The sequence below is a fragment of the Methylobacterium sp. 001424705 genome, from assembly GCF_059816145.1.
Window position 1 is genome coordinate 59,153 of record NZ_JCBANU010000012.1, and the last position, 22,880, is coordinate 82,032.

The following is a 22,880-nucleotide window of genomic DNA, read 5'->3' on the forward strand; positions in this document are numbered from 1 at the left end:
CCCGCGCGCACATCCGCGTCATGACCGAACCGACAGGCCCGGACCACCCGACCCGCGATGCGGGGTTCGGGGTCTATGTCCACTGGCCCTTCTGCGCCGCGAAGTGCCCGTATTGCGACTTCAACAGCCACGTGCGCCACGCGCCCGTGGACGAGGGCCGCTTCCTGGATGCCTTCCGGGCCGAGATCGCCCATGTGGCGGCGCGCACGCCCGGACGGACGGTGTCGAGCGTCTTCCTCGGCGGCGGCACGCCCTCCCTGATGCAGCCCGCCACCGTGGCGGGCCTGCTCGACGCCATCGGCGGCGCCTGGACCGTGACGCCCGACGTCGAGATCACCCTGGAAGCCAATCCCACCAGCGTCGAAGCGGAGCGCTTCCGCGGCTACCGCACCGCCGGGGTCAACCGCGTCTCCCTCGGCGTCCAGGCCATGGACGACGCCGCCCTGAAGCAACTCGGCCGCCTGCACAGCGCAGCCGAGGCCATGGCGGCGGTGCGGGTCGCGGCGGCGCATTTCGAGCGCTACTCCTTCGACCTGATCTATGCCCGGCCCGACCAGGGCCCGGCCGCGTGGCGGGCCGAACTCGAAGGTGCCATCGCCCGGGCGGCGGAGCACCTGTCGCTCTACCAGCTCACCATCGAACCGGGCACGCCGTTCTACGGCCTCGCCGCCGCCGGCAAGCTGGTGCCGCCGGACGACGATGCCGCGCGTGCCCTCTACGACGTGACCCAGGAGGTCTGCGACCGGGCCGGCTTGCCGGCCTACGAGATCTCCAACCACGCCCGGCCCGGCGCGGAATCCCGGCACAACCTCCTGTACTGGCGCTACGGCGAATATGCGGGCATCGGCCCCGGCGCCCACGGACGCCTCGTCGAAGCGGCAGGCCGGATCGGCACCGTCACCGAGCGGGCGCCGGAAGCGTGGCTCGCCCGGGTGGAGGGGCAGGGTCACGGCATCGTCGAGACCGAGACGCTGGCCGCCTCGGACCAGGGCGACGAGTTCCTGATGATGGGTCTGCGCCTGCGCGAAGGCATCGACCCCGCGCGCTACGCCGCCCTGAAGGGGAGGGCCCTCGACCCGGGGCGGATCGACGGCCTCGTCGCCGAGGGGCTGATCGCCCGACATGCGGGTGGCCGCATCGCCGCGACGCCCGCCGGCGCGCCGGTGCTCAACGCGCTGGTGGCCGCGCTCGCCGCCTGATCAGGTGCCCGACGGGCCGAGGGTGCGCGGCGCCGGGCTGACGATGGCCGGCGCACCCGAACGGATCTCGTAGACCGCCAGGGCGCGGTCGCTCGGGCCGTCCGGCCGGAACCGGAAGGTCCCGTCGACGCCGGAGAAGCCGGACGGGTTGGTGAGCGTGGTGTCGGCGAAACGCTGCGAGCCGAACTGGCGCGACAGGGCCGCCATCAGCGAGACCGCGTCGTAGGCCAGGGTGGCGACGCGCGGCGGCACCGAGCCGAACCGCGCCTGGTAGCGCTGCGAGAAGCCGGTGAAGCCGGCTGCGTCCGGGGCCGCGAACCAGCCGCCCTGGAGGGCGGGCAGGGCGAAGATCCGGGGATCGTTCCAGACGGCGGTGCCGATCGGCCGGACCCGGCCGGGGGCGAACCCGGCCTTGGTCAGGGCCGGGGCGACGGTGGCGAGGCCATCCGGCGTATCCGGCAGGAACAACGCGTCGGCCTGGGCCGCCGGCCCGGTGATCAGCCCGCCGAGGCGCCCGATGGCGGGGGCCGGATTGCCGACGGGATAGCGCTCGATCGCCACGAGGCGCGCGCCCTTGCGGGCTACCGCCTCGCGGAACTGCGCCTCCACGGCGTTTCCGTAGCTCGAATCCGGGATCATCGCCGCGAAGGATTTGCGGCCGGACGCGACGGATTCGTCGACGACCCGGTCGACCTCGGCCTGGGGCAGGAAGCTCAGGAGGTAGTTGCCGCGGGCCGCGACCCCGGCATCGGTCGAGAAGGCGATGAGGGGCTTGCCCGCCGCGCGTACCACGCCGGCCGCCGCCTGGACGTTGGCGGCGAAGAGCGGGCCGAGGACGACCTCGGCCCCATCCGCCACGGCGGCTTGGGCCGCCTCGCGGGCGCCGTCCGGCGCGCCGCGGTCGTCCTTCACCAGGATCTGCAGGTCGGACTTCTGGAAATCCTCGACGGCGAGTTCGGCCGCGTTGCGCATCGCCGTGCCCACCGCCGAGCCCGGTCCGGTGAGCGGCACCACCAGGGCGACCTTCACCGATCCGGTGCCGATCCGCCCCCCCGCGGCGGCGATCGGCGCGACGGGCCCCGGGCCTTCCGCCTGGGGTGGCGGGACCCGGTTCGAGACGCGGCCGCCGCCGTCCGGCACTCCGACGCAGGCCGCGAGCAGGAGCAGGGTCGAGATCCCGACCAGCCCGAATTTCAGCCTGTTGGCGTGCGTCATCGGTGGCCCCCCTGTCGCCGGCTGACGACCCAGGCTTGCAGCCTAGGGGCCAAAAGTAAATGTGAACCGACGCGCCGCCGAGCATTCCGCAGGGAGCCCCGATCGTGGCAAGGTCGCGGCCATGACCCAGAAGATCGACACGCGGACCCGGCGGCGGCGCGACCCGGCCGCGACGGGGCCCGGCGCCCGCCCACCCGCAACCTTCACGGCCTTCGGGCTCGCCGCCGAGGCCGAGGCGATCGAGCCCGGTCTCCACGTGGTGGCGACCCCGATCGGAAACCTGAAGGACGTCTCGTTCCGCGCCCTGGCGACGCTCGCCGCCGCCGATGCGGTGCTGGCCGAGGACACCCGCGTCACCCGCACGCTGCTGATGCATTACGGGATCACCACGCCCCTGGTGGCCTATCACGAGCATTCCAACGCGGCGGTGCGCGAGCGGATGATCGCCCGGATGCAGGCCGGCGAGGCCCTGGCCCTGGTCTCCGACGCGGGCACGCCCCTCGTGTCGGATCCGGGTTTCAAGCTCGTGCAGGCGGCGATCGAGGCCGGCCTCAGCGTCACGCCCATTCCGGGCCCCTCGGCGGTGATGACCGCCATCGTGGCCGCCGGCCTGCCCACCGACCGGTTCTTCTTCGAGGGCTTCCTGCCCGCCAGGTCCGGCGCGCGGCGCAGCCGCCTGGAGGCGCTCGGGCGCATCCCCGGCACCCTGGTGTTGTTCGAATCGCCCCATCGCCTGCCCGAGATGCTGGTCGACGCCGTGGAGGTCCTCGGGCCTACGCGCCCGGCAGCGGTCGCCCGCGAGCTGACCAAGCTCTACGAAACGATCCGGCGCGGCAGCCTCGGCGATCTCGCCGCGCTCTACGCGGAGGAGGGCGCGCCGAAGGGCGAGGTGGTGGTGATCATCGGCACGCAGGACGAGGTGCCCGACGCCGCCGAGACGGATGCGGGCCTCGATGCGGCCCTGACGGCGGCGCTCGCCCGGCACTCGATCAAGGACGCCGCGACCCTGGTGGCGGAGGAGACCGGCCAGCCCCGCCGGGTCGTCTATGCCCGTGCCCTGGCCCTGGCCCGGCGATGAGACCTGAGGGCTCTGCGGCCGAGCGCCGGCGCGCCACCGAGCTGCGCGGCCGGACGGCCGAGACCCTCGCGCTCCTCGCCCTGATGCTGAAGGGGTACCGTCCGCTCGGGTCGCGCTTTCGCGCGGCGGGGGGCGAGATCGACCTGATCGTCCGGCGCGGGGCGACGATCGCGTTCGTGGAGGTGAAGGCGCGCAGCACGCTGGAGGCGGCGCAAGGCGCCATCGACGCCCGCAAGGTCGCCCGATTCTCGCGGGCTGTCCGGGCCTGGATCAGTCGGCACCCGAACACCGACGCGGCGACGTTTCGGGCGGACGCGGTGTTCGTCTCGCCCTGGGCCTGGCCCCGGCACGTGGCCGACGCCTTTCCGATCCGATGATCTCAGGCGCGCGCGGCCGCCACGGCTGCGATCAGCGTCCGCTTGAGGTCGGCCTGGCTGAACGGCTTCTGCACGACCGGACGATCGCGGAACGGCTCACGGATGCCGGCGCCGCCGTAGCCCGTCGAGAATACGATGGGCAGGTCGCGCTTCACGATGGCTTCGGCCACCGGATAGATCGGCTCGCCCGCCACGTTGACGTCGAGGATGGCGACCTCGAAACTCTCGTTCTCCGCCATCTCGAGGGCGGTCGACAGACGCGCGGCGGGGCCGACGACGGTGCAACCGAAATCGAGCAGCATGTCTTCGAGCAGCATCGAGATCGCGGCTTCGTCCTCGACGACAAGCACGCGAGCCCCATTGAGAAGGTCTTCGTCCACTTGAGCACTCACGCCGGGGCTTCTTCCCTTCGATCGACTTGGAAATCCGGAACGCCTTCCGCGGAAGGTGTTCAGGGGTTCGCTCCCACCGTGTGCAATCAGGCTCGCAACATGCGAATGATGCAGGGCTTAAGCGAGCCGGCAAGGCCCTTTGAACAGCCCGGCACAGAGCGAGCCGTCGCCCGTTCCGTGGGGCGTGTCAAGCACCTGAACCTCGTCAAAGGCCGTCTGCGGGGCAGCAATGTTACGGTCTGAAACATTTCTGCGCCACCGACTCCTACCGGTAGGCAGCCCCCCCTGGAATGCCAACAACCTATGTTAACGGGACGGTCCGGGGTGCGAGACTGGACGCGACGGTCCGCGATGGCCTGGCTCGCGCTCTCCGGCGTGCGGGCTCCCGGCTCGGCCACGGCCGGGTCTCCCCTCGTGGTCGCCTCGAAGAGCGATACCGAGGGCGCGCTGACCGGCGCCATGATCGCCCAGGTTCTGGAAAAACTGAACTTGCCCGTCCTGCGCAAGCTCGGACTCGGGCCGACCCTGATCGTTCGCAACAGCCTCCTGTCCGGCGAGATCTCGATCTATCCTGAATACACCGGCAACGGCGCCTTCTTCACCGGCACGGAGACCGATCCGATCTGGAAGTCGCCGCAGGGCGCGTACGACACGATCCGGCGGCGCGACGCCGAGCGCGGCCTCGCCTGGCTGACCCGGGCACCGGCCAACAACACGTGGCTGATCGCCGTCAACGGGGACCTGGCACGGCGCGAGCGCCTGACCACGATGACCGACTTCGCCGGAGCGGTCCGCCGCGGCCTCATTCGGCTCGCCGCCTCCACCGAGTTCGTGGAGAGTCCGGCGGCCCTGCCGGCCTTCGAGGCGGCCTATGGCTTCGCCCTGCCCTTGAATCGCATCATCAGCCTGCCCGGCGGTGACACGTCCGTCACGGCGCGAGCGGCCGCGCAGGGGATCAGCGGCGTGAATGCCGGGATGGTCTACGGGACCGACGGGGCCCTCGCGGCGCTCGACCTCGTCGTCATGAGCGATCCCCTGGATGCCCAGATCGTCTACGAGGTGGCCCCGGTGATCCGGCAGGCCGACCTCGCCCGCCACCCCGAGATCGCGCCCGCCCTGGCGCGCGTGTTCACCCGCCTCGACGCCGAGACCCTGCGGCGGCTGAACGCGCGCATCACCGTGGACGGCGACGTGGCCGAAGCGGTGGCAGCCCGTTACCTGTCCGAGAACGGGCTGCTGCCGTGACGGCGGGGACATCGGAAAGCGCGCTGCGGACGGTCGGGATCGGGCGCGTCCTCGCGTTGCTCGTCGGCACCGCCTGGCTCGGTGCCCTGGCGCTCGCCCTGACTTGGCTGCCGGTGCTCACCATCGCGCGGAACCGGCTCGCGCTCGGGGATCCACGGACCGGCTCGGAGGCGCTCGGCGCAACCGGTGCCCTGGTTCTCGCAATGAGCGCCCTCGCCATCGCCCTCGTGGTCTCGCGAAAGCGAGCGGCGGCGGCGCTCGCCACGCTTCTGCTTCTCCTGGCCATCCTGGCCTTCGGACAGGGCCTCGGCGCCGGCGCTGCCCGGTCCCTCGCCGGACTCCCGCCGGCCGCGCGGGCCAGTCTCGGATCGGGATCCTGGCTCGGCCTGTTCCTCCTCGCTGGCGCCCTCGGCCTCGCGGTTCGGCGGTCTCGCAAACCGGGTTTCGGCCTCGCCATCGGCCTCGGCTTGGGCCTGGCGCTCGTCGTCCTCGGGTGGTCGGGCGCCTTCGATGCCCTCTCGCTCGCGGTCGAGTACGCGGCGCGGCGCGAGACGGTGAACGCGGCGCTCGCGGAGCATCTCGCCCTCGCGGGCGCGTCCCTCATTCTCGCGGGTCTCCTCGCGGTCGGGCTGTCGCTGCTCCCGCAGGGGCTGGTGGCCCTGGTCCTCGGCGGAATTCAAGTCGTGCCCGCCGTGGCCCTCCTCGGGGGAATGGTCGCCGTGATGTCGGGCCTCCTCCGCGCCGTTCCGATCTTGCGGGACCTTGGTCTCTCGGCGCTGGGCCCCGTCCCCGCCATCGTCGCCATCGCCGCCTATCTGGCCCTGCCCCTCTGGCGCGGGCTGACTCTGGCCCTGCGGGCGCCGGACGACGACACCCTGCAGGCTGCCGAGGCCCTCGGCCTCTCGCGGGGACAGGTGCTGGCGCGGGTCCGTCTGCCGATCGGTGCGCCGATCCTCGTCGGGGCCGTGCGGGTGGCGGCCGTGCAGGGCCTCGGCCTCGCCACCCTCGGCGCCCTTGTCGGGGCCGGCGGCCTCGGCCGCATCGTCTTCGACGGGATGGCGCAGTTCGCGCCCGACCTGATCCTCCTCGGGGCGATCCCGGTCGTGGTGCTCTCGTTGCTGACCGAGCGCGGTCTCAGCCGAGTTGAGGCCGCCGCGCGGCGGCGGTGGCACGCATGAGCCGGTCGCGACGAACCGCGGCCCTCGGCTTCGCCCTCATGGGCCTCGGCCTCGCCGTGGCCAGTCATCCCAGGGTGGCGAGCTGGATCACCGAGGCCCTGGGGGAGCCGGCGCGGCGTCCCCTGTCGGTGGAGCGCCTCCTCGACCTGGCATGGAAGCACCTCGCCCTGGCCGGAACCGGCCTCACCCTCGTGGCCGTCCTGGGGATCGGCCTCGGCATCCTGATCACGCGCCGCTTCGCAGAACCCTGGCGGCCGATGATCGATGGACTCGCGGCGGCCGCGCAGGCGGTGCCCCCGGTGGTCGTGGTCGCGCTCGCCCTGCCGATCCTCGGCTTCGGAGGTCCCCCGACGCTGCTCGCCCTCGTCGCCTACGGAATCATGCCGGTCCTGCGGGGGACGGCGGGCGCCGTCGCGGGGGTGGCACCGGAGGTCCGCGAGGCCGGACGGGCGATCGGCCTGACCCGGCTCCAGATCCTAGTACGGATCGAACTGCCCCTGGCCGCCCCCGATATCGTCGAGACCCTGCGCACCGCACTGGTGCTCGCCATCGCCACCGCCGCCGTCGGCGCCCTGGCGGGGGCCTCGACCCTCGGCACGCCCATCGTGTCGGGCCTGCAGAATCAGAACACCGTGGCGATGCTCCAGGGCACCGCCGCCACGGCCGCCCTGGCGTTCCTGGCCGACGCCGCGCTGCTGGTCGGCGTCGGCGGGTGGCGCGCTATTCGTCCTTGAACACCACCTGCGCGCCGCGGCCGACGCGGTTGGCGAGGTCGCGCGCATCCCAGTTCGTCAGGCGGATGCAGCCGTGGGATTCGGTCTTGCCCACCTTCTCCGGCTCCGGTGTGCCGTGGATGCCGTAGGAGGGGATCGAGAGGTCGATCCAGACCACGCCGACCGGATTGTTGGGGCCGGGCGGGATGGTGAACTTGGTCTTCGCCTTCACGCCGGCGAACTGGTACTTCGGATTGTAGGTGTAGGTCGGCGCGTAGGCGACGCCTTCGACCTTCGCCTCGCCGGACGGGGCCGGCTTCTCCTCGCTGCCGATCGAGGCCGGATAGAACGCGACGAGTTTGCCGTCCCGGTCGAAGGCCCGCACGGCGCGGCTCTCCTTGTCGACCTCGATGCGGGTTACGTCCTTCGCGTCGCGCGCCTCGGGATCGACCGCCTGGGCGTTCGAGCCCTTCGTGTCCGTCGCCTTGCCGGTATCCTTGTTGGACTCCCTCTCGCTGGAATCTCTCTTGCCGGATTCCGTCTTGCCGGATTCCGTCTTGCCGGCCTCCTGCGCCTGCTTCTTCGCGGCCTTCTCCTCCGTCGTCGCCTTGCCGGTCTCCAGCGGCTTCACCGCGGCGACCACGATCACCGTACCGGCCTTGCCGAAATCCGCGTCGGGGTTGAGCGCGCCGAGGAGATCCGGGGCCATGTGGAAGCGCTCGGCCAGCATCTCGCGGGGGCTTGTATAGCCCAGCGCGTCGAGATCGGCCTGCTCCTCCATCTTCGCCGGCATCTTCTCGACGAAGGGCCCCGCCGCATCGGCCTCCGTGACGGTATACTCGGTGAGCACCGGATCACGGCTCGTCGCCTGAAGCGTGTCGGCGAGGTCGGGCGCGATCTCCGTTTGGGCCTTCAGGCCGTTGGCGGAGGCGAAGGCCGCCAAGGCGCCGCGCAGGTTGTCGCCGTCCCGGCCGTCGATGGCGCCGGGCGAGAAATGGGCCCGGTCGAGGAGGATCTGCGCCTTCACGAGCGCCGGCTCCGGGCGCTTCGCCCCGCTGCGCTTGGCCGCCTCGCCCTTCGACTCGGCCCTGTCCGTCCTCTTCGCCGCGCCCGTCTTCGGTTCGCCGCCCTGGGCGTCGGCCTTCGCGGCGTCCCCGGTCGGCGCCAGGGCTGCGGATTCCACCGCCTCGCGCGTCAGCGCCGGTCCCTCCGCCTTGTCCTTCGTCTCGGCCTGCGCGCCGCCCGCCAGGGCGACCAGAGCGAGGGCGGCGAGACCGCCGCCGATGCGTGTCGAAGGATACCTGATCACCGAAGAACTCCCGCGCTATCCGCCTGATGGCGCGGGAGTAAGCGCGCGGGGCCGTCCGGCGTTCCGCCCTTCACTGACAGAGGCGGTGGCCGGCATTCCGCTGCCGCTCGTCGAGATGGAGGTGGTTGGCGTGGGCCGCATCCGAGCCCGGGCCGAGGACCGTGCGGAAGAACGCGCAGGCCCGGCCGCGTACGGCGGACAGGAAGGTCGCCTCCGGCGTTCCCTCCGGCGCGGCCAGCACCGAGAGGGCCGGGCGGTTGGCGAAGGTGAAGCCCATCACGTCGATGCCGTTGGCGAAGCTGTGTTCGCTGAGCTTGGCATCGGGATCGTGGTTCTGGCCCCGGCATTCGTAGGAGGTGCCGATCGTCAGCCCTTTCAGCGGCTGGCCGAGGTCGCGCTCGGCGGCCGCCTGCGCCTCCGTCGCCCAGCGGGCGAGGGATTCGGCGGCTTCGCAGACCAGGGTCACCGGCGGCGCCAGGGCAAGGTCGTCGGCCAGCGCCGTGACCTTCAGGGGCCTGGCTGCCCCGCACTGACCGTTCGTGATGGCCGGCAGAGGCTCGAAGCGTGCGCCGAGGCGCTCCAGGCGACGCCGGCAGGCGCCGTCGTCGACGGGCGCCACGGTGATGGCCAGGGCGGGGGCCGAGAGTTCGGCGGGTCGCGGAGGCGGTGCCGGCACTTCCCCGCCGTCCGCGGGCTTCACCGGTTCGGCCTCGCGCGCCTTTGCCGCCTCTGCCGGCGGCGACAGTTCCGCCGGTCGTTCGGGTGGGCGCGGCGCTTCGACCTGGGCCGGTGGGGCGAGCTCGGTTGGACGCGGCGGGGGCGCCGGCGGCGGCATCGGGATCGCCGTCGCATCCGACGGCACGCCTTTCTCCTGCGCCGAACCGTCGCGCGTGAGGCCGAGTTGGCCGGCGAGGACGAGGATCGCGGCTCCGGCAAGGCGACAGGCGGGTCGGTGACGCATCTCGTTTTCCATCTGGTCCGGGGCCCCGGACCGCCGGTAACGGTCGGGAGGCGCTGCGGGTCCGCGCGGGGCTTTTACCGCGTCAACCCAGAGACGAAACCGACGCCGTGTCGCTTGCGGGCGTAGGCCCGCATTTGCGCTTCGCGCCTGGGTGCTTACCTTGCGGCGCGACGCGCGATGAACCGGACGAAGGACTGCGAATGACCACTGGCACGCCCGACGCTTCCCAGGAGATGGCTCACGAGACGACCGCCGCCACGGCGCGGATCGGCCCCTTCGCCGACCCGGCCTGGTCGACGCCCCACGGCCTGCCGCCGTTCGAGCACATCGTGCCCGCCCATTATCTCCCGGCCTTCGAGGCGGCGCTGGCCAGCCACCGGGCCGAGATCGACGCCATCGCGGCCGACACCGCCCCGGCGACCTTCGCCAACACGGTCGCGGCTCTGGAGCGAGCGGGGCACGACCTCGACCGCGTCGCCTCGGTGTTCTTCAACCTGAGTGGAAGCCACACCAACCCCGAGCTGCAGGCGGTCGAGCGGACCATCACTCCGCGCCTGGCCCGCCACGGCAGTGCGATCTACCTCGATGCCGCCCTCTGGGCCCGCATCTCCGCGGTGGATCCCGGGGCCGAGCAACTCGGACCGGAGGAGCGCCGGGTGCTCGACCGCTACCGGACCCGCTTCCGCCGCTCGGGTGCGGATCTGGCGCCCGAGGCCAAGGATCGGATGGCTGAGATCGCCGCCCGCATGGCCGAGCTCGGCACCAGCTTCAGCCAGAACCTGCTCGCCGACGAGAGCAGTTTCGCCCTGCCCCTGGAGACCGAGGACGATCTTGCCGGGCTGCCGCCCTTCCTACGCGCGGCAGCGGCGGCGGCGGCCCGGGAGCGGGCCAGCGCGCACGGCCACGTCATCACCCTGTCGCGCTCGCTGATCGAGCCGTTCCTCGTCTTCTCCACGCGCCGGGACCTGCGCGAGAAGGCCTACGACGCCTGGACCCGCCGCGGTGAGAGCGGCGGCGCCACCGACAACCGCGGCCTCATTGCCGAGATCGTCGCGCTGCGGGCCGAGCGGGCCCGACTGCTCGGCTACGACAGCTTCGCCCATTTCAAGCTCTCGGACACGATGGCGGGCTCGCCCGACCGGGCGATGGACCTCCTGCGCAACGTCTGGACGCCGGCGCACTACCAGGCCGCCACCGAGCGGGACCGGCTGCAGGCGCTGGTCCAGGCGGAAGGCCACAACTTCGATCTCGCCAAGCACGACTGGCGTCACTACGCCGAGAAGCTGCGCCGGGCCGAGCACGACCTCGACGAGGGCGAGATCAAGCCGTACCTGCCCCTCGACGGCGTCATCGCGGCGGCCTTCGACACGGCCGAGCGCCTCTTCGGCCTGCGCTTCGCGGAATTGCCCGACGTGCCACGGTATCATCCGGACGTGCGCGCCTGGGCCGTGCGCAACGCGGACGGATCCGAGGTCGGCCTGTTCCTCGGCGACTACTTCGCCCGCGCCACGAAGCGCAGCGGCGCCTGGATGAGCGCCTTCCGGTCGCAGGAGCGGCTCAACGGCGACATCAAGCCGATCATCGTCAACGTGATGAATTTCGCCAAGGCGCCGGACGGCGAGGCCACGCTGCTGTCCTTCGACGATGCCCGGACGCTGTTCCACGAGTTCGGCCATGCCCTGCACGGCCTCCTCTCCGACGTGACCTACCCGCTGCTCGCCGGAACCGCGGTGGCGGGCGACTTCGTCGAGTTGCCGTCGCAGCTCTACGAGCATTGGCTCGAACAGCCGGAGGTGCTGCGCAAGCACGCCCGGCACTACCGCACCGGTGAGCCGATGCCCGAGGACCTGCTGAAGCGCCTGCTCGCGGCCCGGACCTTCAACCAGGGCTTCGCCACCATCGAGTACACCGCCTCGGCGATCGTCGACATGACGCTGCACCTGTCGAGCGCCGGCGAGGACGGGCTCGACGTGGCGGCCTTTGAGGCGGACGCCCTCAAGCGCATCGCCATGCCGGCCGAGATCGCGATGCGGCACCGGACGCCGCATTTCGCGCATATCTTCTCGGGCGACGGCTACGCGGCCGGCTACTACAGCTACCTCTGGTCCGAGGTGCTTGATGCCGACGCCTTCGACGCCTTCCGCGAGGCCGGGGACATCTTCCATCCGGAGACCGCGGCGCGGCTGCGCAAGTACGTGTACGGGGCCGGCAACCTGCGTGATCCGAGCGAGGCCTACACCGCCTTCCGGGGGCGGTTGCCGAGCATCGACCCGCTCCTGCGCCAGCGGGGGCTGGCGGCCTGACGACCCGCCACGCGGGAGACAGGGTAACGGTTTCGTAAAGAAACAGCCTTAACCAATGCTTCCTGCCCCATCAGGAAGCATTGGTCATGACGGATAAGGCCCTCGCGGCATCGGCCGACCCCTCGCCCGACACCCTGCTCAAGCAAGCGATCCTCGGCGCCCGCGCCTCGGCCGAGAAGGCCGCTGCGCCGCCCGTCGCCGGCGGCGCCCCCTGGACCGCGAAGCTCCGCCCCGAGCCGCGTCTCCTCGCCATCGCCGCGGCAAGCCTCGGGCTCGGTGCCCTCATGGGGGCCGGCGCGATGAGCCTCGCAGCCCCGCGCGGGGCGGACGGCAGCGAGACCCTGGCGCAGATCCGCCACCAGATGGAGATCGGCCGCACCGAATCCGAGCGGCAGGTCGAGCGCCTGGCCAAGGGCCTCGCGCAACTTCAGGACATTGCGGAAGCCGGCCGCCAGGAGGCCAAGGCGCGCCACACGAATCTCGCCGAGCGCCTCGGCCGCGCGGAGCAGGGCCTCGCCACGAAGCTCGCCGCCACCGGTGACCGCCTCGAGCAGGCGGAGAAGGACCAGAGCGCCCGCCTCGCCGCCCTCACTCTGCAGATCGAGAAGCGCACGGCGGCCCCGGCTCCGCCGCCCGTCGTCGCGCCCCAGGCCGCCAAACCTGCCGCCCCCGAGCCCACCGAGACGGGCGCGCTTCCGGACAAGCCGAAACCGTCACCCGCCGAGGGCTGGGCGGTGCGGGAGGTCTACGATGGGGTGGCGGTCCTGGAGGATCGCAAACGCCGCCTCGTGGAGGTCGGCCCGGGCGACACCGTTCCGGGTGTCGGACGCATCGAGGGCATCGAACGGCGGGGCAAGAGCTGGGTCGTCGTCACCAAGCAGGGCATCATCACCCCGCAAGCGTGGTGAGGCCGGGCCGAGTTCGGCCGGCCTGACGAACCGCGGTCAGGACGCCTGGGCCTCGATCTCGGTCTCGGCGTTCCGCACGGGGAAGCGGGGCTCGATCGTCAGGGGATCCGCGATCATCGACCCCCGCGCGGCGCGGTTGCGCCCGTGGGTCAGTGCCCGCGTCTGCGCTTCCGCCGACGGATGCAGGATGGCGGTCAGGAAGGCAAAGCCTTCGAAGTCGGAATCGAGGTTCTTGGCTTCGAACACTGGCATGGCGGTCACCGGACCCGAGGTCCTGAAGGGCCCCCGGAGGGAGCCTCAGGACCCGTCATTGGCAGATAATGGGGACAGCGGCAATAAGTTCCGAAAGCCCACGATTATTTACCGTTAATTCACCTCTGCGCCGGACCGAAGGTTAACGCGGTGCGGCAGCGCACCTGATTACAGTGTTCGCGCATCCCGGTAGATCGCCGCGGGAAGGCCCCGGATGTCGGTCTCGACGGTGAGGAGGTGGCCGGCCAGCGGGTCGTCGGCCGGGTCGCGCCCGCGCAGGGCGGTGGTGATGAACAGGGTCGTCAGATCCGGGCCGCCGAAGGCGCATTTGGTGACGAGCGTGGTGGGCACCGGCAGCACGCGCTCGATCTGCCCCTCCGGATCGAAGCGGGTGATGCGCGATCCGCCGTAATGGCAAACCCAGAGATACCCGGCGGCATCGACCGTCAGGCCGTCCGGCTTGCCCCAATCGGCTTCGAAGGCCGCGAAGGGCCGGGGCGGTCCGATGCGGTCCTCCGCGATGGGATGGACCCGGATCACCCCTTCGGCGGTATCCGCGGTGTAGATCCGGCTGCCGTCGGCCGTCATCACCGGTCCGTTCGACACGGCGACCCGCCCTCCGAAGGCATCGAGGCGCCCACCGTGCCAGCGGTGGAAGGTGCCGGTGGGCTCCGCCTCGGCGTCGTCCATGGTGCTGAAGTAGAGGGCGCCGTCCGGTCCGACATGGCCGCTGTTGAGCCGGTTGCCCGAGCGATGATCGTCGGGCGCCACCAGCGGATCCCGACGGCCGCTCTCCAAGTGAAGCCGCACGACACCGGATTCGAAGCCGGCAAGCACCGTGCCGGGATCTTCCGTGAGAAGCGCGAATCCGAGCTTCTCGTCCTGCGGATAGCGCTGGGTCGCCCCGCTCGCGGGGTCGTAGCGCCAGATTGTCGGTGTCTCGACGTCGACCCAGCTGAGCGTGCCCGAGCGGGCGTCCCAGGTCGGTTCCTCGCCGAGTGCGCAGCGGCAGGGAACGGCGACGCGGGGCGTGTGCGGATGGACGCGCAGGGTCATCGGGTCGGGCTCCGGGCTCGGCAGGGGCTTGAACGGGGGAGCGGCACTCCGCTCCGGCGACGTCGGTCAGGCGACGTCTTCGCGCAGGAGCTCGGTGTTGACCGCGAAGGCCGCCATGGCCCCCTCGGCGGCGGCGACCACGGCGAATTGCACCCGGCGGGAGGCGTCCCCGGCGACGAACAGGCCGGGCACGTTGGTGGTCTCGTACTCGCCCGTCGGCACCACGCCCTTTCGGGTCAGGTCGCAGCCGAGCTGCGTGATGAGGTCGGACGGCTCGCACGGCATCGTCATCAGAAACACCGCGTGGCAGGGCAGACTGGTGCCGTCCGCGAAGGTGAGGCGCTGCGGTTGGCGGCCGTCGCCGTCGAGGCGCCGGATCGGCGTCTCGACGATGCGGACGCCGTGGTGGGCGAGACGCGCGCGATCGTGGTCGGAGAGAACGGTCGGCTGCGCATCGGTGCAGAGGGTGACGTCGTCGCTCCAGACGGTCAACTCGAGGGCCATGCCCTTGGCCGCTTCGCCATAGGCATAGACGACGAGGGGCCGGTCTCGATTCTCGTAGCCGTCGCAATAGGGGCAGGAATGGACCCCATGGCCCCAGTAGAGGTCGAAGCCCTCCACCGAGGGCAGGGCCTGATGCAGGCCCGTCGCTAACACCAGCTTGCGCGTCGTCTCGTGGCTGCCGTCGGCCAGGGTGACGCAGAAACCTTCGTCGCAGCCCCGGGCCTGGGTGACCTCGACCGCGCGGCGCTCCACCGTGGGATAGCGGTCCAGATCGGCCTCGGCCCGGGCCCGTAGCTCCAAGGGCGGCGTGCCGTCTCGGGTGAAGACCCCCCAGCTCCGCGGTGTGACCGCGTTGCGGGGCTGGCCGGCATCGCAGAGGAGCACGTCGCGGCGGCAGCGCCCGAGGATGAGCGCCGCGTTGAGGCCCGCCGGGCCGCCGCCGACGATGATGACGTCGCGCATATCGCCCGCTCCCCGGCCTGACCTGTCCGAAGATCAACGGTCGGACACGGGGGGAGGTTCGGTGAAAGCCCCCCGGAACAGGAAAAAGGGCGCTCGCGCGCCCTCGTTCCGTTCCCCAGGGCCGACGCACGCCTCAGGCGGCGGTCGGAGCCTTCACGGGGATGCCCTTCTCGGACAGGAACTGCTGCAGCTCGCCCGATTGGAACATCTCGCGGGTGATGTCGCAGCCGCCGACGAACTCGCCCTTCACGTAGATCTGCGGAATGGTCGGCCAGTTGGAGAAGGCCTTGATCCCGTCCCGGACCGCCGCATCGTCGAGGACGTTGACGCCCTTGAACGGCACTTCCAGGTAATTGAGGATCTGCACGACCTGGCCCGAGAAACCGCACATCGGAAACTGCGGCGTGCCCTTCATGAAGACGACCACGTCCTGGGACTTGATCTCGTTCTCGATCGCGGTGTTGACGTCGCTCATGGGAGTCCTCGTTCGTCTCGGGTCGTGGAAGCTCGCGCTTGAGTTCAGGATTCCGGCGCGGATTTCAAGGCCGTCGATCCTGCGATCCGCCGCAGTGCCGCATCCCAATCACACGGAAGCACGAGAAGTTCGTCCGGACCGAGAGGGCATTGCGCCGGTAGGTTCGGAATCAAGGTATCGCCGTAGCGCCTCAGGCTCAACTTCGCCAGGGACTGCGCAGACGACCAGATCTTATCCCAGTCCAGGCGTTGCCGCATGGAGCGCTCGTATCGATTCATCGCCGTGATCTGGAGCGTCCCGGCTTCCTGGTACCAGTGGTCGAGGGCTGCCGCGTCCGGCGCGGACAACCGCTTCAGCAGATGCGCCAAAGTCTGTGCCAGTAGGCTCTCCACGGCCTGGACCTGGGATCGACCCACGCTCTCGATCTCCTCGGCGACGTTCTCCCAATCCAGGATGTTCGACAGATCCGGCCGACGCGCGAGAGCGCGCAGGGTCGAGGCCTGCTGCTCGGCCCAGGTCACGATGTCGTCGTCGTAGAGGCTCGGCTGGTCCATACGGTCCGCCTCCGGGGAGACCTCAATCCTGCGGGACGCCCGTGGTGAGCGCAAGAGCGTGCAGCACGCCCCCCATCCGGCCCTGCAGCGCGCCGTAGACCATCTGGTGCTGCGCGACGCGGGTCTTGCCCTTGAAGGCCGTGGACAGGACCGTGGCGGCGTAGTGGTCTCCGTCGCCGGCCAGATCCTTGATCTCGATCCGGGCGTCGGGCAACGCCTCACGGATCATCGCCTCGATCTCGCGCGCATCCATCGGCATCGGGTTGGCTCCTGACGGTCGGAAAGGGGGGCTTCAGGCCGGGACGCCCGCCGGTTGGCTCGCCATGTAGGCCGGCAGCCAGCCCTCGTGGGTCTCGCGCAAGGTGGCCACCGATATGGTCTCGCCGTGCGGCAGGGTCAAATGGTCGTTGCCCGTCACGCCGATCACGGCCGCCGGGATGCCCTGGGCCGAGGCGCTGTAGAGCAGGTCCGGTGCGGTCTCGGGGTCGACGGCCAGGAGGTATCGGGCCTGGTCCTCGCCGAACAGGTAGGCATGGGTCGCCAGGCCCTGGGGCACCTCGGGGAGGGCGGCGCCGATGCCGCCCGCCATCGCCATCTCGGCCAGCGCCACGGCGAGGCCGCCGTCGGACAGGTCGTGGACGGTGTCGACGAGACCCGACGTGATCAGCCCGCGCACGAAGTCGCCGTTGCGGCGTTCGATGGCGAGGTCGACCGGGGGCGGAGCCCCTTCCTCGCGCCCGGCGATCACCGAGAGGTAGACAGACTGGCCGAGCCAGCCGGCGGTCTCGCCGATCAGCACCAGGGCGTCGCCGGCGCGCTTGAGGTCGAGGGTGGCGTGGCGCGTGACGTCGTCGAGGACGCCGACGCCGCCGATGGTGGGGGTCGGCAGGATGCCGACGCCGTTGGTCTCGTTGTAGAGCGAGACGTTGCCGGAGACGACGGGGAAGTCGAGGGCCCTGCAGGCCTCGCCGATGCCCTTCAGGCAGCCGACGAGTTGGCCCATCACCTCGGGCTTCTCCGGGTTGCCGAAGTTCAGGTTGTCGGTGATGGCCAGCGGCCGTCCGCCGACCGCCGTGATGTTGCGCCAGGCCTCGGCCACGGCCTGCTTGCCGCCCTCCACCGGATCGGCCTCGCAGTAGCGCGGGGTGACGTCGGCGGTCATGGCGAGACCGCGCGGACCGTCCTCGACCCGCACGATGGCCGCGTCGCCGCCCGGCTTCTGCACGGTGTTGCCGCCGATGAAATGGTCGTACTGCTCGTAGACCCAGCGCTTCGACGAGAGGTCGGGCGAGCCCACCAGGCGCTTCAGAGCCTCGGCGCTGCCCACGGTCTCGGGCACGTCGGCGGCGGCGAGCACCGGCTGGTGCGTGTTGGCGATGTGGGGCCGGTCGTAGAGGGGCGCCTCGTCGCCGAGCTCCTTGATCGGCAGGTCGGCCATGACGACGCCGTCATGCTTCACGACGAAGCGCAGCGTGTCGGTGGTGTGCCCGATGATCGCGAAGTCGAGGCCCCACTTCACGAAGATCGCCTCGGCCTCGGCCTCCATGCCGGGCTTGAGCACCATGAGCATCCGCTCCTGGCTCTCGGAGAGCATCATCTCGTAGGCGGTCATGCCGGCCTCGCGGGCCGGCACCTTCTCGATGTGGAGCTCGACGCCGAGGTCGCCCTTGGCGCCCATCTCGACGGCCGAGCAGGTGAGGCCGGCGGCCCCCATGTCCTGGATCGCGATCACGGCGCCCGAGGCCATCAGCTCGAGGCAGGCCTCCAGCAGCAGCTTCTCGGCGAAGGGGTCGCCGACCTGCACCGTGGGACGCTTCGACTCGGAGGCGTCGTCGAACTCCGCCGACGCCATGGTGGCGCCGTGGATGCCGTCGCGGCCGGTCTTCGAGCCGAGATAGACGATCGGATTGCCCACGCCGGTGGCGGCCGCGTAGAAGATGCCGTCGGTGCGGGCGAGGCCCACCGCCATGGCGTTGACGAGGATGTTGCCGTCGTAGCGCGGGTGGAAGCCCATGGCGCCGCCCACCGTGGGCACGCCGAAGGAATTGCCGTAGCCGCCGATGCCCGCGACGACGCCGGAGACGAGGTGGCGGGTGCGCGGATGATCCGGCGAGCCGAAGCGGAGGGCGTTCAGGGCGGCGATCGGGCGCGCGCCCATGGTGAACACGTCGCGCAGGATGCCGCCGACGCCGGTCGTCGCGCCCTGGTAGGGCTCGATGAAGCTCGGGTGGTTGTGGCTCTCCATCTTGAAGACGCAGGCGAGCCCGTCGCCGATGTCGATCACGCCGGCGTTCTCACCCGGGCCCTGGATCACCCAGGGCGCCGAGGTCGGCAGGCCGCGCAGGTGCTTGCGGGACGACTTGTAGGAGCAGTGCTCGTTCCACATCGCCGAGACGATGCCGAGCTCGGTCAGGGTCGGGTCGCGCCCGATCAGGCCGCGGAAGCGCGCGTACTCGTCCGGCGTCAGGCCGTGCTGGCGGACCAGTTCGGGGGTGATCGGAACATCGTTGCGGAACATGCGACCCTCTCGGCACCGCCCCCGTCCGGGTCCGGCCGTGCGTGACGGCTCTAAAGCGGAACGCCGCGCCGTGGCAACACGCGATCGTGGCGCGAGCGCGATCCGCGGCCCTAATCCTCCGGGCTTTCGGCGATGAAACGCCCCTTGGGCTGCTCCTTCACGTCGCGCCAGCGCCGGATCAGCGCATGGACGGGTTCGGGGCCGGCCACGAAGGCGACGTAGTCGAAGGCCTCCGGGTCGCGGCTCGACATGAGCAGCTGGAAGTGCATCCGGAACAGGTTCCACTTGCGCCGGGCGATGATGCGCGTCTCGATCAGATCCTCGATCCGGACGTGAATCTCGACGGGGCGATGGGCCAGGGGCGCCGGAAGCTTCGAGGCGCTGAGCGGATTGCGCTGGTGGACCGAGAGCCAGTCCCACTTGGCCCGGACGTCGAGCCAGCGGATCGCGTCGCTCGCCGCCACCCGGGCGAGGGCGCCGCGGGTCTCGGTGGCGCGGGGATCGAGGGTGATCCACGGGATGACGCTGCCGATGCTCACGAAGGAGACCGGCGTGCCGCGCCGGCCGAATTCGGGATCGGCGACGAGCACCCGGTCGAGCGCCTCGAGCCCGAGGAAGCTCGACGAGGAATGGCCGATGACCACGATCTCGGAGGCCTGGCCCTCCGCGCCCCGGATGATCGACGCGAAGGCGTCGAGCCGGGCGCGCATCCGGGTGTCGGCGCCGCTGGCGTGATCGTGGGTGAAGGCGGTGTCGTCGACGAGGTGCGCCACGTAGAACGGCTTGCCGCGGGTCGCCCGCATGAGCAGCGCGAGGAGCCCGTAGGCCAGCACGGGCACCGCCAGGAGCCCCCAGATCCCGGACAGGCCAGGCACCAGGGCGACGGCAGCCGACGCGAGGCCGAGGCTCAGGACGACGAGGAACAGGTAGATCAGGTGGACGCCGACGATGACCCGGGCGAAGCGCCGGGCCTCACGCCGGAAGGGAGCGACGTAGCCCGACCGGATCAGGCGCCACCACAGGGCCGGCACCTCGAGCAGGCGGCGCCCGTTGGTGCGGGGGAACCGGGCCGCGACGATGTCGTCCCAACGCAGGAGGGTGTAGTGCGTCGTGTGTCCGTCGAGATCCACGCGCCAGTCGACGGCCAGCCCGTCCGCGCTCCGCTCCGGATCGCCCACCGTGATCGCCAGTCCGCGCCGGACGGCCGTGAGCCGGGCTTCCCGCCGGAACAGACCCCAATAGGTCTCGGGTTCGCGGGGATCGAAGCCCGGCATGTAGAAGACCTGACGGGCAGCCGGTGCGGGCGGTTCTGAAGGCGTGATGATGGGGACCCGTCCGATTCGAAGCTGGCGACCGCTGGCCGCGCCCGTCCCTACACGATGGCGATCCGGATAGACGAGTGCGAAAGCGCATCCGGGCGCCGTCGGGGCGCCCCGACCGCACGTCCTACCGGGTGGCCGGCGCGTGGGACAGGAAATCCGCTACCGCCGCGACGAAGCGCTCGCCGTAGGCCTCGCGCTTGCGCTCGCCGACGCCGTGGACCGTGCGCAGGGCGTAGAGGTCGACGGGCTTGGTGCGCGCCATCTCGATCAGGGTCCGGTCGGGGAAGACCATGAAGGCGGCGATGCCCTCGGCCCGGGCGATGGTGGCGCGCAGGCCGCGCAGGTGCTGGAACAGGGCCTCGGTGGCGGGATCGAGATCCAGGCTCGCGTCCTCGCGGGCCGCCCCGCGCTTGCGGTCGCGCGGCTCGGCCACCTTCGGCTCGGGGTCGGGCCGCATCTGGATGGCCTCGCGGCCGAACAGGATCGCCTCGCCCTTGTCGGTGAGCGAGAGCCCGCCGAACCCGTCGCCGTTCTCGGTCACGGCCCCGGCGGCGAAGAGCTGGCGCAGCATCGCGCGCCAGGCGGCGATGGGCTTGTCGGCACCGACCCCGAAGGTCTTCAACGCCGCGTGGCCGTTACGCCGGATCGTGTCGGATTCCTTCCCGTGCACCACGTCGCAGACATAGGCGGCGCCGAAGCGCTGGCCGGTGCGCACGATGGCCGAGAGCAGCTTCTGGGCCGGCACCGTCGCGTCGATCAACGAGACGCCGCTGCGGCAGAGGTCGCAGCGCCCGCAGGGTTCGCTCGCCTCGCCGAAATAGCCGAGCAGCGACTGGCGCCGGCAGGTGGCCCCTTCGCAGAGCGCGATCATGGCTTCCAGCTTGCGCCGCTCCACGCGCCGGCGCTCGTCCGGCACGTCCTTCTCGTCGATCTGGCGGCGGCGCAGGGCCATGTCGTCCAGGCCGTAGATGGTCAGGGTGTCGGCGGGCAGGCCGTCGCGGCCGGCGCGGCCGATCTCCTGGTAGTAGCCCTCGACGTTGGAGGGCATGTCGGCATGGCAGACGAAGCGCACGTCGGGCTTGTTGATGCCCATGCCGAAGGCCACCGTGGCGGTCATCACCACGCCGTCCTCCTGCAGGAAGGTGTCCTGGTTCCGCATGCGCGTGCCCTGGTCGAGGCCGGCATGGTAGGGCAGGGCGTTGAAGCCGTCCTTGGCCAGGGTCTCGGCCAGTTGCTCGGTCCGCTTGCGGGACGAGCAGTAGATGATTCCGCTCTCGGCGCGCCGGTGGCGCAGGAAGCGCTCGATCTGGCGGGTGGGGTTGTCCTTCGGCGTGAAGGTCAAGCGGATGTTCGGCCGGTCGAAGGAATGGACGAAGGCCTTGAGTTCGCGACCCGCCGGGAACAGCCGCTCGGTGATGTCGGCCCGGGTCGCCTTGTCGGCAGTGGCGGTGAGCGCCACGGTCTGGACGTTGCCCAGCGCCTCGCGGGCCCGGGCGAGGTCCCGGTATTCCGGACGGAAGTCGTGACCCCATTGCGAGACGCAGTGCGCCTCGTCCACGGCGAGCCGGCGCACGCCGGCGCCCCGCAGGGCGTCCATGAGCCCCTCCATCATCAGCCGCTCGGGCGAGACGAAGAGCAAGCGCAGGTCGCCGGAGCGGATCTGCCGCCAGGTCTCGCGGGAGGTCGCCTCGGCGACGGACGAGTTCAGGGTCGCGGCCGCCACGCCGAAGCCGAGCATCTGCTGCACCTGGTCGTGCATCAGGGCGATCAGCGGCGAGACCACGACGGTCAGCGACGATTCGACGAGCGCCGGCAACTGGTAGGTCATCGACTTGCCGGAGCCCGTGGGCATCACGGCGAACACGTCGGTCCCGTCGAGGACGGCGCCGATCACCTCGTCCTGGCCGGGCCGGAAATCGTCGTAGCCGAAGGTGTTCTTCAACGCGGCGCGAGCCTCGTCGAGGCGGCTTGTCATGGGCATCCTGGCCTGATGGTGAGCGGGCGGGCCGCTTGCGGCGCCGATGTGTCGGCAAGACGCTCGACGCGTCTACACGGGTGACGCGTCGATCCGGGGATCGGCATAATGCCTCTGACCATCCGAAGCGAGGAGGTCAATCGCCTCGCCGAGAAGGTGGCCACCTGGCCAAGACGAGCCAGACCGAAGCGGTGCGCCGGGCCCTCGCACAGGAGTTCATCGGCAACGACTTTTCGCAGACCGACATCGCATCGGCCCTCGCCGGATGTCAGCGCAGGGCAATGGCGGCCGCCGCGCCGGCCATGACGGTCGCGGAGCCCTGGTTGATCCGGCGGCGGGCGCGCCGTGAGGTGAAGGCCCGGCGGGCGAGGTCGGCCGCGAGAACGTAGAGTCCCAGCACCGTCCCGAGCACCGAAACCAGGGTCGCCGCCATCGTCATGAGGCCAAGCGTCGAAAGGTGCGGAAGGTCGACGACGCTGGGGAGGAGGGCGAGGAAGAATAGGATCACCTTCGGATTGCCGAGGGTCATCGTGAGGCCGCCCAGGAAAGCGCGCACGGCGTCCTGGCGCGGCGAAGCAGCCGGAGCGGTTGTGTCCACCGGAGCGTTCCAGGTCTTCCAGGCCAAGTAGACGAGGTAGAGGACGCCGCCTGCCTTCAGGGCCACGAAGACGGGTGCGAAGGCCTGGGCCAGGAGCGCAAAACCGCAGGCGGCGATGGTGAACCACGTGAGGTCGCCGACGATCATCCCGAGGACGAATCCGAGAATGCCGCGGGTGCCCGAGGTCATCACGCGAGCAACGAGTGCGGCGATTCCAGGCCCCGGCGAGGCTACGGCGCCGGCGTAGATCAGCGCGAAGAGGAGAAGGCTGGAAAGAGGCATGGTC

Annotated in this window: 22 protein-coding genes; 8 read left to right on the top strand and 14 right to left on the bottom strand. The window is 71.0% G+C overall.

What is annotated here, in order from left to right; all coding sequences use genetic code 11:
* Positions 1-20 precede the first annotated feature (20 nt).
* On the top strand, positions 21-1,199 hold the full coding sequence (gene hemW / locus AC6EUL_RS11145) for a radical SAM family heme chaperone HemW (protein WP_056274794.1): 1,179 nt from the start codon (positions 21-23) through the stop codon (positions 1,197-1,199).
* On the opposite strand, the gene AC6EUL_RS11150 is transcribed toward hemW, so the two are convergent.
* Complete coding sequence (locus AC6EUL_RS11150; RefSeq protein WP_499870084.1) at positions 1,200-2,414, bottom strand: penicillin-binding protein activator; 1,215 nt, start codon at positions 2,412-2,414, stop codon at positions 1,200-1,202.
* Between the two features lie 121 nt (positions 2,415-2,535).
* Between AC6EUL_RS11150 and rsmI the strand changes: the two genes are divergently transcribed.
* Positions 2,536-3,492, top strand: a complete 957-nt coding sequence (gene rsmI, locus AC6EUL_RS11155) for a 16S rRNA (cytidine(1402)-2'-O)-methyltransferase (protein ID WP_499870085.1) — start codon at positions 2,536-2,538, stop codon at positions 3,490-3,492.
* Positions 3,489-3,869 (top strand): YraN family protein, encoded by a 381-nt coding sequence (locus AC6EUL_RS11160; protein WP_499870086.1) that lies wholly within the window; start codon positions 3,489-3,491, stop codon positions 3,867-3,869. The genes rsmI and AC6EUL_RS11160 overlap by 4 nt, the downstream gene beginning before the upstream one ends.
* 2 nt (positions 3,870-3,871) lie before the next feature.
* Here the strand turns inward: AC6EUL_RS11160 and AC6EUL_RS11165 are convergent, their stop codons facing one another.
* Positions 3,872-4,261 carry a response regulator gene (locus tag AC6EUL_RS11165; protein WP_056222745.1) on the bottom strand — a complete coding sequence of 130 codons (390 nt, stop codon included), beginning with the start codon at positions 4,259-4,261 and terminating at the stop codon, positions 3,872-3,874.
* A gap of 351 nt (positions 4,262-4,612) precedes the next feature.
* Here AC6EUL_RS11165 and AC6EUL_RS11170 point away from each other — a divergent pair, with 351 nt between their 5' ends.
* The 3 genes from AC6EUL_RS11170 to AC6EUL_RS11180 are packed head-to-tail and all read left to right on the top strand — an operon-like array spanning position 4,613 to position 7,418.
* Positions 4,613-5,506 carry a glycine betaine ABC transporter substrate-binding protein gene (locus AC6EUL_RS11170; RefSeq protein WP_499870087.1) on the top strand — a complete coding sequence of 298 codons (894 nt, stop codon included), beginning with the start codon at positions 4,613-4,615 and terminating at the stop codon, positions 5,504-5,506.
* Positions 5,503-6,684 carry an ABC transporter permease subunit gene (locus tag AC6EUL_RS11175; RefSeq protein ID WP_499870088.1) on the top strand — a complete coding sequence of 394 codons (1,182 nt, stop codon included), beginning with the start codon at positions 5,503-5,505 and terminating at the stop codon, positions 6,682-6,684. The genes AC6EUL_RS11170 and AC6EUL_RS11175 overlap by 4 nt, the downstream gene beginning before the upstream one ends.
* Positions 6,681-7,418, top strand: a complete 738-nt coding sequence (locus AC6EUL_RS11180; RefSeq protein ID WP_499870089.1) for an ABC transporter permease — start codon at positions 6,681-6,683, stop codon at positions 7,416-7,418. Before AC6EUL_RS11175 ends, AC6EUL_RS11180 begins: the two co-directional genes overlap by 4 nt.
* Here the strand turns inward: AC6EUL_RS11180 and AC6EUL_RS11185 are convergent.
* Positions 7,405-8,706 carry a L,D-transpeptidase family protein gene (locus tag AC6EUL_RS11185; protein WP_499870090.1) on the bottom strand — a complete coding sequence of 434 codons (1,302 nt, stop codon included), beginning with the start codon at positions 8,704-8,706 and terminating at the stop codon, positions 7,405-7,407. The two genes, AC6EUL_RS11180 and AC6EUL_RS11185, sit on opposite strands and share 14 nt — an antisense overlap.
* A gap of 70 nt (positions 8,707-8,776) precedes the next feature.
* Complete coding sequence (locus AC6EUL_RS11190; RefSeq protein ID WP_499870091.1) at positions 8,777-9,667, bottom strand: extensin-like domain-containing protein; 891 nt, start codon at positions 9,665-9,667, stop codon at positions 8,777-8,779.
* A 233-nt stretch (positions 9,668-9,900) separates the two neighbouring features.
* Here AC6EUL_RS11190 and AC6EUL_RS11195 point away from each other — a divergent pair, with 233 nt between their 5' ends.
* Both AC6EUL_RS11195 and AC6EUL_RS11200 read left to right on the top strand, forming a co-directional pair.
* Complete coding sequence (locus tag AC6EUL_RS11195) at positions 9,901-11,970, top strand: M3 family metallopeptidase (protein WP_499870157.1); 2,070 nt, start codon at positions 9,901-9,903, stop codon at positions 11,968-11,970.
* 86 nt (positions 11,971-12,056) lie between these two features.
* Positions 12,057-12,878, top strand: a complete 822-nt coding sequence (locus AC6EUL_RS11200; protein ID WP_499870092.1) for a hypothetical protein — start codon at positions 12,057-12,059, stop codon at positions 12,876-12,878.
* 36 nt (positions 12,879-12,914) lie between these two features.
* Here AC6EUL_RS11200 and AC6EUL_RS11205 read toward each other — a convergent pair whose 3' ends face one another.
* The 10 genes from AC6EUL_RS11205 to AC6EUL_RS11250 form a co-directional block, all read right to left on the bottom strand.
* Entirely contained in the window at positions 12,915-13,130 is a 216-nt protein-coding gene (locus AC6EUL_RS11205) for a hypothetical protein (RefSeq protein ID WP_056351245.1), read from the bottom strand.
* Positions 13,131-13,298: 168 nt separating this feature from the next.
* Positions 13,299-14,186, bottom strand: coding sequence for an SMP-30/gluconolactonase/LRE family protein (locus AC6EUL_RS11210; protein WP_499870093.1), 888 nt, complete (start codon positions 14,184-14,186; stop codon positions 13,299-13,301).
* Positions 14,187-14,252: 66 nt separating this feature from the next.
* Positions 14,253-15,152 (bottom strand): NAD(P)/FAD-dependent oxidoreductase, encoded by a 900-nt coding sequence (locus AC6EUL_RS11215; RefSeq protein ID WP_499870094.1) that lies wholly within the window; start codon positions 15,150-15,152, stop codon positions 14,253-14,255.
* 133 nt (positions 15,153-15,285) lie between these two features.
* The gene (gene grxD / locus AC6EUL_RS11220) at positions 15,286-15,627 is read right to left on the bottom strand and encodes a Grx4 family monothiol glutaredoxin (protein WP_056222726.1); all 342 of its coding nucleotides are present in this window, start codon (positions 15,625-15,627) and stop codon (positions 15,286-15,288) included.
* Between the two features lie 44 nt (positions 15,628-15,671).
* Positions 15,672-16,181, bottom strand: a complete 510-nt coding sequence (locus AC6EUL_RS11225; RefSeq protein WP_499870095.1) for a DUF29 domain-containing protein — start codon at positions 16,179-16,181, stop codon at positions 15,672-15,674.
* A 22-nt stretch (positions 16,182-16,203) separates the two neighbouring features.
* Positions 16,204-16,440 carry a BolA/IbaG family iron-sulfur metabolism protein gene (locus AC6EUL_RS11230; protein ID WP_056222722.1) on the bottom strand — a complete coding sequence of 79 codons (237 nt, stop codon included), beginning with the start codon at positions 16,438-16,440 and terminating at the stop codon, positions 16,204-16,206.
* Between the two features lie 33 nt (positions 16,441-16,473).
* Positions 16,474-18,699 (bottom strand): phosphoribosylformylglycinamidine synthase subunit PurL, encoded by a 2,226-nt coding sequence (gene purL, locus AC6EUL_RS11235; RefSeq protein ID WP_499870098.1) that lies wholly within the window; start codon positions 18,697-18,699, stop codon positions 16,474-16,476.
* 110 nt (positions 18,700-18,809) lie between these two features.
* A complete protein-coding gene (locus AC6EUL_RS11240; protein WP_056222716.1) occupies positions 18,810-19,973 on the bottom strand; it encodes a hypothetical protein in 1,164 nt (387 codons plus the stop codon).
* Positions 19,974-20,145: 172 nt separating this feature from the next.
* Positions 20,146-21,996 carry a DNA helicase RecQ gene (gene recQ, locus AC6EUL_RS11245; RefSeq protein WP_499870100.1) on the bottom strand — a complete coding sequence of 617 codons (1,851 nt, stop codon included), beginning with the start codon at positions 21,994-21,996 and terminating at the stop codon, positions 20,146-20,148.
* 268 nt (positions 21,997-22,264) lie between these two features.
* A complete protein-coding gene (locus AC6EUL_RS11250; protein WP_499870102.1) occupies positions 22,265-22,876 on the bottom strand; it encodes a LysE family translocator in 612 nt (203 codons plus the stop codon).
* Between the last annotated feature and the right edge of the window lie 4 nt (positions 22,877-22,880).

Coding starts and splice junctions, on each gene's coding strand:
- hemW (WP_056274794.1), top strand. CDS start 21: ATGACCGAACCGACAGGCCCGGACCACCCGACCCGCGATGCGGGGTTC.
- AC6EUL_RS11150 (WP_499870084.1), bottom strand. CDS start 2,414: ATGACGCACGCCAACAGGCTGAAATTCGGGCTGGTCGGGATCTCGACC.
- rsmI (WP_499870085.1), top strand. CDS start 2,536: ATGACCCAGAAGATCGACACGCGGACCCGGCGGCGGCGCGACCCGGCC.
- AC6EUL_RS11160 (WP_499870086.1), top strand. CDS start 3,489: ATGAGACCTGAGGGCTCTGCGGCCGAGCGCCGGCGCGCCACCGAGCTG.
- AC6EUL_RS11170 (WP_499870087.1), top strand. CDS start 4,613: ATGGCCTGGCTCGCGCTCTCCGGCGTGCGGGCTCCCGGCTCGGCCACG.
- AC6EUL_RS11180 (WP_499870089.1), top strand. CDS start 6,681: ATGAGCCGGTCGCGACGAACCGCGGCCCTCGGCTTCGCCCTCATGGGC.
- AC6EUL_RS11190 (WP_499870091.1), bottom strand. CDS start 9,667: ATGCGTCACCGACCCGCCTGTCGCCTTGCCGGAGCCGCGATCCTCGTC.
- AC6EUL_RS11195 (WP_499870157.1), top strand. CDS start 9,901: ATGGCTCACGAGACGACCGCCGCCACGGCGCGGATCGGCCCCTTCGCC.
- AC6EUL_RS11200 (WP_499870092.1), top strand. CDS start 12,057: ATGACGGATAAGGCCCTCGCGGCATCGGCCGACCCCTCGCCCGACACC.
- AC6EUL_RS11205 (WP_056351245.1), bottom strand. CDS start 13,130: ATGCCAGTGTTCGAAGCCAAGAACCTCGATTCCGACTTCGAAGGCTTT.
- AC6EUL_RS11210 (WP_499870093.1), bottom strand. CDS start 14,186: ATGACCCTGCGCGTCCATCCGCACACGCCCCGCGTCGCCGTTCCCTGC.
- AC6EUL_RS11215 (WP_499870094.1), bottom strand. CDS start 15,152: ATGCGCGACGTCATCATCGTCGGCGGCGGCCCGGCGGGCCTCAACGCG.
- grxD (WP_056222726.1), bottom strand. CDS start 15,627: ATGAGCGACGTCAACACCGCGATCGAGAACGAGATCAAGTCCCAGGAC.
- AC6EUL_RS11225 (WP_499870095.1), bottom strand. CDS start 16,181: ATGGACCAGCCGAGCCTCTACGACGACGACATCGTGACCTGGGCCGAG.
- AC6EUL_RS11230 (WP_056222722.1), bottom strand. CDS start 16,440: ATGCCGATGGATGCGCGCGAGATCGAGGCGATGATCCGTGAGGCGTTG.
- purL (WP_499870098.1), bottom strand. CDS start 18,699: ATGTTCCGCAACGATGTTCCGATCACCCCCGAACTGGTCCGCCAGCAC.
- AC6EUL_RS11240 (WP_056222716.1), bottom strand. CDS start 19,973: ATGCCGGGCTTCGATCCCCGCGAACCCGAGACCTATTGGGGTCTGTTC.
- recQ (WP_499870100.1), bottom strand. CDS start 21,996: ATGACAAGCCGCCTCGACGAGGCTCGCGCCGCGTTGAAGAACACCTTC.
- AC6EUL_RS11250 (WP_499870102.1), bottom strand. CDS start 22,876: ATGCCTCTTTCCAGCCTTCTCCTCTTCGCGCTGATCTACGCCGGCGCC.